This window comes from Sphingobacterium sp. B29, assembly GCF_001952815.1.
Lineage (GTDB): Bacteria > Bacteroidota > Bacteroidia > Sphingobacteriales > Sphingobacteriaceae > Sphingobacterium > Sphingobacterium siyangense.
The window spans coordinates 5,073,623-5,087,078 of sequence record NZ_CP019158.1 but is presented as its reverse complement, the minus strand read 5'-3'; the positions used below and the strand labels follow the sequence as shown (position 1 = coordinate 5,087,078).

The 13,456-nt window shown below is 38.2% G+C and carries 15 protein-coding genes; 8 read left to right on the top strand and 7 right to left on the bottom strand.

Annotation, left to right across the window (positions count from 1 at the left end; all coding sequences use genetic code 11):
* Positions 1-24: 24 nt before the first annotated feature.
* Both BV902_RS21830 and BV902_RS21825 read right to left on the bottom strand, forming a co-directional pair.
* Positions 25-936, bottom strand: a complete 912-nt coding sequence (locus BV902_RS21830; RefSeq protein WP_075993756.1) for an IS3 family transposase — start codon at positions 934-936, stop codon at positions 25-27.
* The gene (locus BV902_RS21825; protein ID WP_075993755.1) at positions 933-1,310 is read right to left on the bottom strand and encodes a hypothetical protein; all 378 of its coding nucleotides are present in this window, start codon (positions 1,308-1,310) and stop codon (positions 933-935) included. The genes BV902_RS21830 and BV902_RS21825 overlap by 4 nt, the downstream gene beginning before the upstream one ends.
* Before the next feature lie 149 nt (positions 1,311-1,459).
* On the opposite strand from BV902_RS21825, the gene BV902_RS21820 reads away from it, so the two are divergent.
* The 5 genes from BV902_RS21820 to BV902_RS21800 all read left to right on the top strand — a co-directional run bounded on the left by BV902_RS21820 (position 1,460) and on the right by BV902_RS21800 (position 6,555).
* A complete protein-coding gene (locus tag BV902_RS21820; protein ID WP_075994926.1) occupies positions 1,460-1,888 on the top strand; it encodes a PepSY-like domain-containing protein in 429 nt (142 codons plus the stop codon).
* A gap of 310 nt (positions 1,889-2,198) precedes the next feature.
* Positions 2,199-4,304: an outer membrane beta-barrel family protein gene (locus BV902_RS21815; RefSeq protein ID WP_237241777.1), complete on the top strand. Its 2,106-nt coding sequence runs from the start codon at positions 2,199-2,201 to the stop codon at positions 4,302-4,304.
* A 216-nt stretch (positions 4,305-4,520) separates the two neighbouring features.
* Entirely contained in the window at positions 4,521-5,216 is a 696-nt protein-coding gene (locus BV902_RS21810) for a VIT1/CCC1 transporter family protein (RefSeq protein WP_075993754.1), read from the top strand.
* Between the two features lie 36 nt (positions 5,217-5,252).
* Positions 5,253-5,909 (top strand): CPBP family intramembrane glutamic endopeptidase, encoded by a 657-nt coding sequence (locus BV902_RS21805; RefSeq protein ID WP_075993753.1) that lies wholly within the window; start codon positions 5,253-5,255, stop codon positions 5,907-5,909.
* A 214-nt stretch (positions 5,910-6,123) separates the two neighbouring features.
* Positions 6,124-6,555 (top strand): hypothetical protein, encoded by a 432-nt coding sequence (locus tag BV902_RS21800; protein WP_145330502.1) that lies wholly within the window; start codon positions 6,124-6,126, stop codon positions 6,553-6,555.
* On the opposite strand, the gene BV902_RS21795 is transcribed toward BV902_RS21800, so the two are convergent.
* Complete coding sequence (locus BV902_RS21795) at positions 6,544-7,056, bottom strand: NAD-dependent epimerase/dehydratase family protein (RefSeq protein WP_075993751.1); 513 nt, start codon at positions 7,054-7,056, stop codon at positions 6,544-6,546. The genes BV902_RS21800 and BV902_RS21795 overlap by 12 nt on opposite strands.
* 336 nt (positions 7,057-7,392) lie before the next feature.
* Between BV902_RS21795 and BV902_RS21785 the strand changes: the two genes are divergently transcribed.
* Together BV902_RS21785 and BV902_RS21780 are read left to right on the top strand one after the other, a co-directional pair.
* Positions 7,393-8,604: an enolase C-terminal domain-like protein gene (locus tag BV902_RS21785; RefSeq protein WP_075994925.1), complete on the top strand. Its 1,212-nt coding sequence runs from the start codon at positions 7,393-7,395 to the stop codon at positions 8,602-8,604.
* A 209-nt stretch (positions 8,605-8,813) separates the two neighbouring features.
* The gene (locus tag BV902_RS21780; protein WP_075993749.1) at positions 8,814-9,197 is read left to right on the top strand and encodes a YidH family protein; all 384 of its coding nucleotides are present in this window, start codon (positions 8,814-8,816) and stop codon (positions 9,195-9,197) included.
* 96 nt (positions 9,198-9,293) lie between these two features.
* On the opposite strand, the gene BV902_RS27830 is transcribed toward BV902_RS21780, so the two are convergent.
* Positions 9,294-9,899, bottom strand: coding sequence for an MFS transporter (locus BV902_RS27830; RefSeq protein WP_216640391.1), 606 nt, complete (start codon positions 9,897-9,899; stop codon positions 9,294-9,296).
* Between the two features lie 4 nt (positions 9,900-9,903).
* Positions 9,904-10,476, bottom strand: a complete 573-nt coding sequence (locus BV902_RS27825; RefSeq protein WP_216640390.1) for an MFS transporter — start codon at positions 10,474-10,476, stop codon at positions 9,904-9,906.
* Positions 10,477-10,724: 248 nt separating this feature from the next.
* Between BV902_RS27825 and BV902_RS21770 the strand changes: the two genes are divergently transcribed.
* Entirely contained in the window at positions 10,725-11,654 is a 930-nt protein-coding gene (locus BV902_RS21770; RefSeq protein ID WP_075994924.1) for a ketopantoate reductase family protein, read from the top strand.
* Positions 11,655-11,758: 104 nt separating this feature from the next.
* Here the strand turns inward: BV902_RS21770 and BV902_RS21765 are convergent, their stop codons facing one another.
* The gene (locus BV902_RS21765; RefSeq protein WP_216640389.1) at positions 11,759-12,652 is read right to left on the bottom strand and encodes a DKNYY domain-containing protein; all 894 of its coding nucleotides are present in this window, start codon (positions 12,650-12,652) and stop codon (positions 11,759-11,761) included.
* A gap of 261 nt (positions 12,653-12,913) precedes the next feature.
* A complete protein-coding gene (locus BV902_RS21760; RefSeq protein ID WP_075993747.1) occupies positions 12,914-13,288 on the bottom strand; it encodes a nuclear transport factor 2 family protein in 375 nt (124 codons plus the stop codon).
* Between the last annotated feature and the right edge of the window lie 168 nt (positions 13,289-13,456).

Here is a 13,456-nt window from a genome sequence, read left to right as displayed (position 1 = left end):
GTCCTTTCCCTAACCACAGTTTCCCTAGTTTTGCTGCGGAACTTTTTTTGACTCAGCGTTACGTCTTTGAAACATTTTGGGAACTTTTTGGTTCTGCAATTGCTGATGTGCCTGCTGGGGAGACATCATATTGCAGGACATATGTGGCCTAAAATGATTGTATATATTGACTGCCTTGACCAGCTGTGCAAGTGCCGTTTTGTAGTCTGGAAAGGTCTCAGCCATGCGATATTCGCTTTTTAGGATGCCATTTAGCCTTTCTGCCACGGCATTGTCGTACGGGCTTCCGGATTGTGTCATGCTTATTGTAATCCTATTTTCCTGCAATATAGTGACATAATTTGTACTGCAATACTGGATGCCGCGATCGGAGTGGTGGGTCAGATCGCTCTGTGGATACATTCTATGTGATATTGCCATCCTGAGCGCTGATATACAGGCCTGTGCTGTTGGCCTGTGCGTAAGTTTGTAGCCCACGATCTTTCGGGAATAGGCATCTGTGACCAGGCACAGGTAGATCCATTTGTCCCGGATGCGGATGTAGGTGATGTCACTTACCCATATCTGCTCGGGACGCAGGGCCTGCCTGCGCTGCACAAGGTCGGGCCACTTTTTGAAACGGTGGTCGGACTGGGTGGTGATGGCATACCTGCGTTTGCATTTGACCAAAAGGTCATTTTCGCGCAACAGTCTGAAGAAAGCGTCCCTTCCCAGTCCAACCATCGCACTACCCATTTCTTTGACCAATATGCTGCGGAGTTTAAGGGTACCCATGCGATGGGAGTCCTTCCGAATTTCACGTACCCGCGCCAGCACAAGCCCGCTGCGAACGGAGTATTCCTGTTCTCTGCCCATATATTTATAGTAGGATTGCCTTGTTCTGCCAAATAGTCCACAAAGTCTGGAGACCGAAACATTCTGGTAACACGACTTCATTTCTTGGACGATTTGGCCCCAGACTTTTTTACAAAATCAGCCCCATGGAGCTCCTCCGCTTTTTTGATCAACATCTCCAGGGCAGTAATTTTGAGGTTCGCCTGGAAGAGTTCATCCCTGAGATCCTGCTCATTTTTCACCCCAGTGTCTTCTGGCTCAACAGTCTGGGAAACTTCCAGCTCCAGATTGTTTTCCCACTGCTGGTACCATTTCATAAAATACCGCGGAGTGGCTTCCCCCGGAAGATTGTACTTCTGGGCAAGTTGCGAATAACTCAGCTTGCCCGCAAGGTATTCTCTGGAAACGAGGATCTTGAAGCTATCACTGTAAACTTGCTGTCCCCCTGATTTACGTTTTGTCATACGCTTTTTCATAATATTAAATTTAAGATTTTAATATTCGGTTTTTGTAAACCTTTTTCAGGAATGGACACTCTACAATTTCCATCATCCTGGTTGGTATTGAGTTCTAAATTTCTTCTAAATTGTTTTTGAATTTTATGAAATCATTAATAAAAAAGAACATGAAAAGATTAATTTTTATTTTGGCTCTGATGGTAAGTGTATCATTGGTCAAAGCTCAAGAAGTCTCAGATAAGAAAGTTCCATCAGTAATTAAGCTGGCGTTTCAACAGAAATACCCTAATGTAAAGTCTGTAAAATGGGAAAAAGAAAAGGGAAATTATGAAGCTGGATTTAAGGATGGGAAAATTAATTATTCCGTCCTTATAAATGCCGCAGGACATATCATTGAAACCGAGGTTGGAATTCCCGCCGGAGAGCTTCCTGCAGACGCTAAAGCTTATGTAATCAAAAACTATTCCCATAAAAATATCAAAGAAGCAGCCAAAATTACTGACGCTAGAAATAATGTTAGCTATGAGGCTGAAGTCGATGGTAGGGACTTAATTTTTGATGATAAGGGTAAATTTCTAAAGGAGGTTAGGGATTAGATTATGGTTCAATTACGATTATTTTTTATTTTTATTTTAGTCATAGTTTCTTCGGTTGTTTCGGCACAGGTATCGTCTGTTACCGTTTCAGGTATTATAAAAAATAAGGCGGATAAATTGGCTATTCAATACGTTAACGTTGTGGTCAAATCTGATAAAGACAGCGCTTTTATCGCCGGAACGATGACAAAACGATGAAGGCCGGTTTACCATTTCCAAAATTAAGCCAGGAAATTACCAATTAAACATTTCATTTACAGGGTTTGAGGATAAGAAGCAATCCCTATTTGTTGGTAGTCTTTCGGAGTTTTTGGATATCCCAACGATCGAGTTGGAGGAGCGTTCCATCGCATTGAAAGGGGTTACCGTGACTGCTCAGGCAGGTCATGTAAGTAATAAACTGGATAAGAAAATCTATTCCGTTGCCGATAATATAAGTCAGACCGGCGGTTCTGTTTTGCAGACGATGCAAAATTTGCCCGGAATCACGGTTCAGGATGGCAAAGTTCAACTGAGAGGCAATGACAAAGTCACCGTGCTTATCGATGGAAAACAAACTGCCTTGACAGGTTTTGGTAGCCAATCTGGGTTGGATAATCTTCCGTCATCAGCGATAGATAAAATAGAGATCATCAATAATCCTTCTTCGAAGTATGATGCCAACGGGAATGCAGGTATTATTAATATCATTATGAAGAAAAGTAATCAAAATGGATTTAATGGTAAAGTTGGTTTCAGTTCTGGATTGGGCTCATTATGGATACGGAAGGAGAATCTACCAACCATAAGACCACAATATACTTTAACACCTAAAATCAATCCCAGTGTATCATTAAATTACAGAAAAGATAAAGTCAACATTTTCATACAGGCCGATAATCTCTATACACAGACACTGAACAAGAATGAATTTGTAACTCGTAAATATGAAGATGGTACAATTATTAACTCACAGCTGAAACGAAATCGGAATACGAATTTTCTAACGACGAAAGCGGGGATAGATTGGCATATTGACGAACAGAACAATCTGACTATTTCGGGGATGTATGGTAGTGAGAAGATTATTGACCGGGGCGATCAACCTTTTTTCGATGCTGATATTTCAACACGCTTGCGTCTTTGGCAATTTTTGGAAGATGAATTGAAGACAACAGCCATGGCGACCACTTCTTATCAGCACAAATTTAAAGATGCCGGGCATTTGCTCAATGTTGGTTTTAATTATACATTTCATCGAGAAGACGAAAAGTACTTCTATGACAATTATCTACCTTCTTCGAAGGGAACAGACTCTTTTAAGCTGCTATCTGACGAACAGGTTTATGATGTTAATGTAGATTATATCAAACCGCTGAAATATGGACGTATTGAAACCGGAATAAAGGTGAGAAACCGGAATATTCCAACTAATATGGAGTTTAAACCGGGCGCCAACTCTGTTCTTGATATGAATGCTGGCGGTTGGGCAAATTACAAAGAATTAATACCAGCAGTGTATGGGAATTATGTTTTCGAAAATGAAAAATGGGAGGCTGAATTAGGCTTGCGTCTAGAATATGTGAAAATTCAATATGATGTAAATCCAAATCATAACACCTATAAAAGCGATGGGTACAATTATACGCAACCCTTTCCCAATGTGAGATTGGCCTACAAACTTAACGACAATAACAAGCTTTCGGCTTTTTATAATCGGCGGGTGGACCGACCTAATGAAGTTGACATTCGTATTTTTCCCAAGTATGATGATGCTGAAATTATCAAGGTTGGAAATCCAGGCTTGCGTCCTCAGTTCACCAATTCTGTCGAACTGGGATATAAGAATACCTGGAGCAATGGTTACTTTTACGCCGCAATGTATCACCGTTTCGCTGATGGAACTATTACACGGATATCGAGTACTGTTCCGGACAGTAAATTAATTTATGCTGTGTTCCAAAATGCAGGAAAGAGCTTCAATACGGGGATTGAAACAATCTTGAATCAAAAAGTATCTTCAATTTACTCCTTTAGTATTAATGGTAATCTCTATCGAAACCAAATCAATGCCTTTACAGTAGAAAACCTTTATCCCGAACCCAATACTTTTTCAGCAGATCGGCAGACTGCACTTTCAGGTAACTTGAAGTTTAACAATATGTTTCGTTTTGCAAGAGGATGGGATGGGCAGATTACAGCAATCTATTTGGCACCGGATATTATACCGCAGGGAAAAATCCAATCGAGGTTTTCAATAGATGCCGGACTAAAAAAATCCGTTCAAAAAGGAAAAGGCGAGCTTTTCTTTAATGCTACGGATTTATTAAATACGATGGTTATTAAGCGAAAAATAGATGGTATTGGTTTTAATTATACAAGCCATGATTATTACGAAACGCAGGTGCTGAGACTAGGATATAATTATAAATTTTAAAGAAGCAAGATTCTTTACACCTTCTCTTTAAGCTCCTGAGTAGAATAAAGTTTGCGAAATGTTGAAAGGTAATGGTTAAAAGGCATAACCACAATTGAAAAAAATCAGGATGGCACTGTAGGTAATTTGATAGGTTGTTGACTTACAGTGAGATCAGAGTAGCTTTAAATAAATATAATTGCTAAATTTAAGTATCTTTCACAAATACATACTGATATGCATCATCCATTAGAAAAACACTATGTCAACCGGGTTGGGTGGCTTCGCGCTGCTGTGTTAGGTGCCAATGATGGCTTATTATCGACGACGAGTATTGTGATTGGAGTTGCAGCGGCGAGCCCTGAACGCAATACCATTGTCTTGGCAGCATTAGCGGGCATGATTGCGGGAGCAATGTCTATGGCAGCAGGAGAATATGTTTCCGTAAGCTCGCAGGAAGATACCGAAAAGGCCGATCTCCTACGTGAGAAAAAGGAACTTGAAGAAATGCCTGAAATCGAGCTACAGGAATTAGCCAAAGTTTATGAAAGAAGAGGCGTCAGTCAAGAAACCGCCTTACAGGTTGCACGCGAACTAACTGCACATGATGCATTGGGCGCCCATGCACATGATGAATTGGGTATCAATGAGATTACACAAGCTAAACCTCTACAAGCTGCACTGGCATCTCTGGGCTCATTTGCGTTAGGAGCGCTACTTCCATTTATGGTTTCATTGCTTGCACCAATTAGGCAGATGGTCTATCTGCAGTATGGTTTTACGATTATTTTTTTAATGGTTCTTGGAGCGATTGCGGCCAAGACTGGAGGCTCGAGTATCGGAATTGCAGTAGGCAGAATATGTTTCTGGGGGACGATAGCAATGGGAGTGACCGCGTTAATAGGACATTTCTTCGGCGTTACGGTTGCTTAAATTTTTGAAGATAATACGCACTTCATAACTCAAGCTATGAAAAGCAAAGCATTTTCAATAATTCAGGATATCGGGTTCATCCTATTTCTTGTCGTATTTCCGCATGCTGTGCCATTACCTTTTTATTCTTATGCAGTGATTTGTTTTTTAGCAATTTTTCTTGTTTTAAGAAGAGAAGGCAGGTCATTGAAGGATTTGGGATTAAATAAGAAAAACCTTTCTTCGCGTGTTATTCTTTTAGGAATTCTCTCTGCATTAGCCTGGGTAATATTTATGCAGATAATATATATTCCAGTTATCAAACATCTATTTAATGTTCCCGATTATATGGAGTATAATTTTATCAGGAGTAGTATGGCAAGATTGATCATGACAATTGTTGCAGCTTGGATTATTGGTGGATTTTATGAGGAAGTTGTATTTCGGGGCTGTATCCAGAATATACTCGAAAAAAGATTGTTTAAAGGAATGGGACGTTGGTTGCCTATCGTGATAACCAGTATTCTTTTCGGTCTCTATCATCTGCAGCAAGATATATTTGCTGTTATAGCTGCTTGTTTGGGAGGATTCTACTGGGGTATTTTATATAAAAAATGGAATAATAATCTTTGGGTTTCAATCATTTCACATGCGCTATTCGATATGATTACCCTTATCCTAATCTATACTGGGAAATTTGGAAAACTTATATAGATTTTGTTGTTTTTTGAGACTTGTTTCATATGCTTTGTAAGCTCAGACAAGAATCTGGCGATAGAAAAACAGCCGACTAAATATGGCAAAAGTATTACCCTTATTTATTGATAGTGGACGAATATTAAGGAGATCAAAGCGATAATTATATTATGTGGGAGATTCATTTGCTTTTAACTATTTTGGTGTATTAAATCAATTTTTTATAATTAGTATGAAAATCAATCTATCACAGCGTACACTTATTTTTTATGGTGTCTTGGCGCCCTTTATTATTTTCGGATCAATCTATAATCTTTTGGGAATTATCTCAGGTACAAGTACGGTTATATCTTTTGGGGCCTTCGCTCTCTTTGGATTTGTTCTTTTACCCGCCTTACTTGTTTCCACCTATCGGCAAAACCGCTGTACGTTATTCAGTGACCGGATAAGCATTGGAAAAAAAGAATATGTTTTCGATAGTTACGCAGTTTCTATTGTTGAAAAGTATCTACCGCTAAAGGAAAGGCCACTTTTTTCATTATTTAGAACACAATATGCTAATTTAATTATTCGGGAAAAATCAAGTGGACAAATCGTGCTCAATAAAGATTTAGATATTTCCTTGCAAGCAATAAATAAAATGAAGGCATTTTTATCGGTGTAGATCAATAACTAAAGTGCCGTCTTGCTGTTTTATTGAAGTTGATTGAGAAGAAATTCGAAAGTATACTGCGGAGTGTAACCAAGTAATATCATAAATATCACGAGGTTGGGCTATAAGTTCCTCTGTAACCCACACCGCTTTTTCCGCATCAACAAGTGCATTGCCGTATATGGAGGTTGTAGAGGTAAAAAGAAAACGCTTTATTCCGTTCTTTACACAGGCATTTAACAGATTTAATGTTCCTGTTATATTGGTATCTATAAAACTTTGTCGGCTATAATTCAAATCCATATGTCTACCATGCAGCGCTGCAGTATGGATAATGGCTTCATAACCACTTGTGAATTCAATAACTGCCTCAGTTCGCTGTACATCTAAACAATGATCAGTGGTATCGCTTTCTAATAAATCAACTCCCGTAACATCGTGTCCAGCAAGACGTAGATTCCGAACTGTTACACTTCCTAATTTTCCCGAAGATCCTGTTACCAATATGTGCATGTATACAAAATAAAGGAAAATTTAAGATATAGGTATTTATATGCAAATTTTTTATGCGGTATTGGTATGAGGTAATAAGGCCGCTCGAAGCGGTAAAGATAGTCATACGGAAATTGTACACGTCAGAGACATTGATAAAAAAAATGATACAAATTGCACAGCAATTGATACGCCCTGTCAATAAATACAAACGCGTATGTAGTATCTTTCATGTGGATATTTATAAACTAATTATAAAGCTTTGGTTAGGTGGCTAGTTATACCTACGCTGGTGTAAAGGAAAAAACTAGAAACAAGTCTTTCCTGACGGTTTCGGATAATCGAAATAGATCAACTATGAAAAGAAGAACATTTATTCAGGCGCTGAATTTTGGCATTGCCTCAGCTACGTTGTATAAAGGTTACGCAAATGAAATTTTATTTTCCTCTGATGCTGAACCAGGAAACAAGGTACTGTCCTATCACAAGATAAAAGATATCAGATTTTCTACCGTAAAGATGAATTATCCGAGGCTTGTGGGGAAAAATGCCCGTCTCGACCTACATGGTTATGGACCTGATGTGGAAATATGTGTTATAAGGACAGATCAGGGAGCAATGGGCTGGGCCTCACTCCGTGGCTCAAGACGTGAAGCTGAAAAAATTTCGGGAGAATTGATAGGCAAGAAAATGTCAGATCTTTTTTCTCCCAAAGTCGGTACACTGCTGCAGACACATATTCCCTTTGATATGGCTCTTCATGATCTCGCAGGAGTCATTTTAAATAAACCTGTTTATGAAATACTTGGTCGAAAAGATCCGATCATAACAGATTATTATAGTGGTATGATCTATTTCGATGACTTAGAACCAGCGGATAGACCATCAGGAATTGACCGTATTCTTGAGGAATGCCAATATGATTATGGAGTGGGTTACAGGCAATTCAAGTTAAAAATTGGAAGGGGGCATAAATGGATGCCTTTTTCCAAAGGACTTCAACGGGATATTGAGGTTACAAAAGCAGTGGCAGAAGCATTTCCCGACTGCAGAATTTTAGTTGATGGAAATAACGGTTTTACATCAGACCAGTTTATTCAGTATTTAAAAGGTATCCCAATGGTAAATCTCTTTTGGATAGAAGAACCTTTTCATGAAACGGTGGTGGATTATCAAAAGCTTAGTGGCTTTTTAAAATCAGAAGGCATAAATACTTTGCTGGCGGATGGCGAAGCAGATCCTGATCAGAACTTGCTGAGAACCTTATTTGAAAAGAAACTGCTGGATGTCCACCTTACGGATATTGAAGGCCTTGGATTTACGAATTGGAGGAATTTAATGCCAAAGTTAATACAACTCGGAGCGCAAGCATCTCCACATGCCTGGGGATCGCTTCTCAAGAGCTACTATACAGCGCATTTAGCCGGAGGGCTCGGAAATACCGTAACCATTGAAGGAGTTACAAGTACATCTGATGATGTGGATTTGTCGGGATATCTCGTCAAAGATGGGAAACTTATTCCTTCCTCATCTGCAGGGTTCGGTATGCAGTTGCTAAAAAAGATTTGAAAGAAAGAAGCTTTGAATTATTTTTCAAACCTTTCAAAGTTTTGCAACGTTCATAGAGGAGCAAACAATGGAATTTCTTAACCTTAACATCTTTACTAACCCGTGAAATAAATGTGCTGAAGCATATTCACGGCGATAAAGTATTGTTTAGGGCTATGAAATACTTTTTAAAATTCCTTTAACTTTTTGTTGATCAAAATTTATTTCAAATGTCTAATAAAACTGTAACCCAGAAGATAAATGACCATCTTGCGAATGAACGAACTTTCCTTGCTTGGATCCGGACAAGCCTGGGCATTATGGGCTTCGGTTTTGTAGTTGTTAAGTTTTCACTATTTATTCGTCAGATTGAGCTCATTCTCAAAAGAGATATAGTCGAAGGATCTCAGCATGAATATTCTGGTGCTGTTGGTGTTTCTATTGTGGTTATTGGTGCATTGACGGTTATTGTCGCCTTTTTTAAATATCGTAAAACAAACAAACAAATTGAAGAGGAGAACTTCGCTCAAACTTCAAATAGTATTACAATTGTGGCCATATTGATTTTTGTCATAGGTATTATTTTGAGTTGGTATCTTGTCGACGGTCTTTAAGGAGATGCATTAGATCTAGTTAGCCTAGAATGATTATCCAGGCTAACTAGATCTAAATTGTCGTGCATTGGCTATTTATAATACCGGCAAAATATATTATTGCTGTGTACACTGTACCACGGTGATTTGATTTGTTGTGCCACGTTTTTCTAAAAACTGTCGTAGGGCGATCATCAGAAAGGCGAGAAAACCAAAACCCATCGTAAGCCAGGGCGAAAATTCTACACCTTTCGAAACGATAATCCAGCCACCTACGGTAGTTCCCAAGGTTACCCCGAGATTGCCAAATGAAGTCGCTAGACTATTGGCAAATTCTAGCGCCTCGGGAGCGGAAGAAATCATATAGGTAGATGCGTTTAAGAAGCTAGGAGAATAAAGAAATCCCCATAAGGCAATCGTACAGACCGTAGCGAACATATTGCCATCTGAAAAATACAGTAATAAAGGAATAATAAGTGTACCCGATAAGAAAAATGCTGTGGTAAACGTAATATTTCGGTTGAGCATTTTCCCTGCCACCCAGTTGGCGATGACTCCAATAATACCAAATACAAATAGCATATAACTAACCATGGTACTGTCCATATTCTTTGCTTTGTTTAAATATTCGGCGAAATAACTATAGGTAGAAAACCAAGCGGATACCATAAAGAAATTCATTGCGGTACTGACCATAAAAATGGGTTTGGTTAATATTTTCATCTGACTACCGTAGGATTTTTTTTTCTTTTACAGGCAAAGAAGGAATGGTAAAATAGATCGCCAGTAGTGCTATTATACTGACAATGGCCTGTATCGTGAAAGAATATGTCCAGGAGTAGAGACTGGCAATGTAGGTGGCGAAGGGGACTGTTGTCACCATAGCAATTGCAACACCGCTAAAAACAATGCTCATAAGTTCATTTTCATTTTTCTTCCCCCCTTTTAAAATGGCGACAGACAATGCTGTCGCAATATAGACCGGTTGGAGAAAGGCGGGAAGAATTCTTACAGTAAGCAATAACCAGAAAGGAGGTGATAATGAAGAGACAATCGCCGTGACTAAGAAAATAGCGATGGCAGTTAACATGACTTTCTTGCGGTCGAATCCCGAAGCCAACAATGTCATAAATGGCCCAGTTAGGGCAATGATCAAGGCAAAAGCACTTAATAAATAACCTGCTTTGTCGATACTGATATGATAATGATCGGCTATTTGGGGCAAGATGCCAATAATGCCAAACTCGGTTGTGATTACTGCGAGAAAACCCAAAGCTCCGATGTATGCGTATTTTTTCATAAATAAAAACCTATTGTACATGATTAATTATACGAGCAAATGTAAAGGCAAATACTTGCTTCTGGTTGTAAAGCAGCTACTTGTGTGTTACTAACAAATTTGTAAGTAATGGTAAAAGAAAAGTTGTTCCTGAATAATTGATCTCTGCCTGACATTGATAAGTTGCGTGTTGTCAAAAGTTCCTTTATATTCACCTTAGATTTATTTTAGGGTTGAATACAGGTAAGGAATACGAAATAAAAAAACTAATGGAACAGCATATATTAATTGTGGGCCTGGGGGGAGTGGGCGGATATTTTGGCGGTATGTTAGCGCGCAAGTATGAGAACACTGATATTCATATCAATTTTTTGGCGCGAGGTAACCATCTTGAGGAGATTAACCAACATGGTTTAAAGCTGTTATTAGAAAAGGGAACCTTTATAGCGAAGCCTTATAAGGCTTCCAGTGAGGCTGAAAACTTCACAAAAATGGATTACATTTTTCTTTGTACTAAATCTTATGATCTTGAAGATACTATGGCCTTATTAGGACCGTGTGTGAGCGCAGATACAGTATTCATACCCTTGCAGAATGGAGTAGACAGCAAAGAACGTATCAACAGATATTATCCGAATAATTTGGTTGTGGATGGTTGCGCCTATATTGTATCCCGTTTAAAGGCTGCTGGAGTAATTGAAGTGACCGGGAAATGGGGTACAATGAGTTTCGGATTGAATGGAGAACATGATGAAAGACTGGATAGGTTATATCATCTTGTTCAACAGGCTGATATCCATGTGAATTATTCCGATGAAATTGAGAAAATAATATGGGATAAATTTATTTTTATTTCCGCTATGGCCACAGCTACTTCTTATTTTGATTATTCTATTGGTCAGATAATGGAAGATCCAAAGAAGAAAGATGCGGTTGTTAAACTTATTCAGGAGGTTGCAGCATTAGCTCAGGAAAAAGGAGTTGTTATTGCTGATCATATTGTACATATGACCTTGGACAAAATGGAACAAATGCCTTACGATGCGACTTCATCCATGCATACGGACTATCTTAATAAACGACCGAAAACAGAGTTGGCATCTTTGACAGCTTATGTTATTCGTGAATCTAAAAAGTATAATCTCGAGACACCTGAATATCAACGCATGTTTGATGTATTGCGCCTAAAATCTGACTAGCTGTATTAAAATAGTTTGCGAGTTGGAAATTTCAATCGATAAGTTCCTCTGGACAAGCTTTTTTTGAATACAAAAAGTAGGTTTAGCTGTCAAAAGAAAGCTGATTAGATTTTATTTCCTGTAAGGCCGCTGAATTTATTGCCTCGATTGTCTTTATAAAAATCACCGTCCTTCTTAAAACTATTTGCATCTACTCCTTCAAGCAGCTGTTTTTGATAAAAGACATTTTTTGCGTCTTTTCCGAAATCGTGACCTAAAGGTATAAACGTTTTAATATCGGCATCTGGAATTATTTCCTGATTATAATACACATTATCCTTGTCTTTTGAATAGGAGTTGCTTCCATACACATCATTCTTTTTATCAATCGGGAATAATTCAAAGGAAGGAGCATCTACCTGTTCATATCTGAAGTTTTTCCCCCTGAATAGGATCGTTTTGTTGTCAATACTAATATGATCCTGATCAAGTACACGAATTTTATCAATTGTCTTAAAGGACCTCGTTATGACATCTGATCCCTGCTGAAATGGTGGGTAGTAAATTGTATTGCCAATTCTTATGTAATATTTGTTTATGGCTTCAATGTTTCCGGCGTTAGCAACAACTGCTTTAAAGGTACCTATATTCGGAGAGACATAAACTGAATCTTTATCCATTAAAAAATAGTCATTGACGAACGAAAAGGTTTTCCGATCTGCCTTTATCATGTCATTACTGTAGAAGTAATGGTCCTTGTCGCGTGCCCAGTTTATATGATCCTTTACGAGCTCATATGTTTTTGGATCTGCTCCCTGGATGATATTAAAGCCTAGGGCCTGATCGATATAATAGACATGAAAACGATCTTTTGGAATCTGATTGTCGACATAAAAGGAATTCTTGTCCACAAGTTTTTGAATCGTGCCACGAAAATATACCGCATTTTTGTCTTTAGCAATATCTTCTGACAAAACCTCAAACGATTTTGCATCAGCCTGCATTTGTGAAATGCCCAAACTAAACCAATTTCCATTCTGACAATAAGCTATCTGCCCTTTTGAATCGATGAAGTAGGAACCGGATTTTTGTTTATCAACAGGTTTGCCAATATTTCGACAAGAAATAAAAAAGCAAAGTAAAATACAAGCCAGAAAAAAAAGTATATTTTTTCATTTTTGCATTGCATATAATCCTAGATTTATTATTTATCATACCCATCTATATAAATTTACAAGGACAAAATTAAAAAACCGAATTTTCAGTTTTCCGTTCCCTTATTAAGGCAATTGCATAAAACTGGCACCAATGACCTTTAGTGTGTTGTCAATGCGTTTCCATACCCTAAAATATCTAAATTTTCCTTCTAATGGTGCTCCCATTACCTTGCCTTTTGCCGTCATCGTAGTAATGGAAAGCGCGGTATCCCCAATTATTCTGATCTCATCAATTTCTGTTGAAGCATTTTCAATAATCATAGCCTTTGATCGGTGTGCATTTAGATCCATTTCTTTGGTTAACATTTGACCATCAGGTGCTACAGCAACAAGGTCGTCATATAGGAGGAGATCAAGACCGTCTACATTACTGGCTAGCTGCGCCAAGAAAAGTTGGTTCTCTACTTCTGCAATTTCTTTTATCGTGATTTTATCCATATCCCTATCAGATTGTTATTTTTTTTTGTGCTTATTACTTTAAAAATAGTAAATCTAGATATTATTCGGTTGACTATGAGACTTTATGCGACTATTTAAGGTTTATCTAGATTGAAAATTTCGTAATATATTAATAATGGTGGAGAACTTGTTAAACTGCTAAGTTTA

What these genes read in the sequence shown, in the direction of transcription:
- BV902_RS21830 (WP_075993756.1), bottom strand. Translation starts at nt 936, where the DNA reads ATGAAGTCGTGTTACCAGAATGTTTCGGTCTCCAGACTTTGTGGACTA.
- BV902_RS21785 (WP_075994925.1), top strand. Translation starts at nt 7,393, where the DNA reads ATGAAAAGAAGAACATTTATTCAGGCGCTGAATTTTGGCATTGCCTCA.
- BV902_RS27830 (WP_216640391.1), bottom strand. Translation starts at nt 9,899, where the DNA reads ATGAAAATATTAACCAAACCCATTTTTATGGTCAGTACCGCAATGAAT.
- BV902_RS21795 (WP_075993751.1), bottom strand. Translation starts at nt 7,056, where the DNA reads ATGCACATATTGGTAACAGGATCTTCGGGAAAATTAGGAAGTGTAACA.
- BV902_RS21810 (WP_075993754.1), top strand. Translation starts at nt 4,521, where the DNA reads ATGCATCATCCATTAGAAAAACACTATGTCAACCGGGTTGGGTGGCTT.
- BV902_RS21805 (WP_075993753.1), top strand. Translation starts at nt 5,253, where the DNA reads ATGAAAAGCAAAGCATTTTCAATAATTCAGGATATCGGGTTCATCCTA.
- BV902_RS21820 (WP_075994926.1), top strand. Translation starts at nt 1,460, where the DNA reads ATGAAAAGATTAATTTTTATTTTGGCTCTGATGGTAAGTGTATCATTG.
- BV902_RS21800 (WP_145330502.1), top strand. Translation starts at nt 6,124, where the DNA reads ATGAAAATCAATCTATCACAGCGTACACTTATTTTTTATGGTGTCTTG.
- BV902_RS21760 (WP_075993747.1), bottom strand. Translation starts at nt 13,288, where the DNA reads ATGGATAAAATCACGATAAAAGAAATTGCAGAAGTAGAGAACCAACTT.
- BV902_RS21825 (WP_075993755.1), bottom strand. Translation starts at nt 1,310, where the DNA reads ATGAAAAAGCGTATGACAAAACGTAAATCAGGGGGACAGCAAGTTTAC.
- BV902_RS21780 (WP_075993749.1), top strand. Translation starts at nt 8,814, where the DNA reads ATGTCTAATAAAACTGTAACCCAGAAGATAAATGACCATCTTGCGAAT.
- BV902_RS27825 (WP_216640390.1), bottom strand. Translation starts at nt 10,476, where the DNA reads ATGAAAAAATACGCATACATCGGAGCTTTGGGTTTTCTCGCAGTAATC.
- BV902_RS21770 (WP_075994924.1), top strand. Translation starts at nt 10,725, where the DNA reads ATGGAACAGCATATATTAATTGTGGGCCTGGGGGGAGTGGGCGGATAT.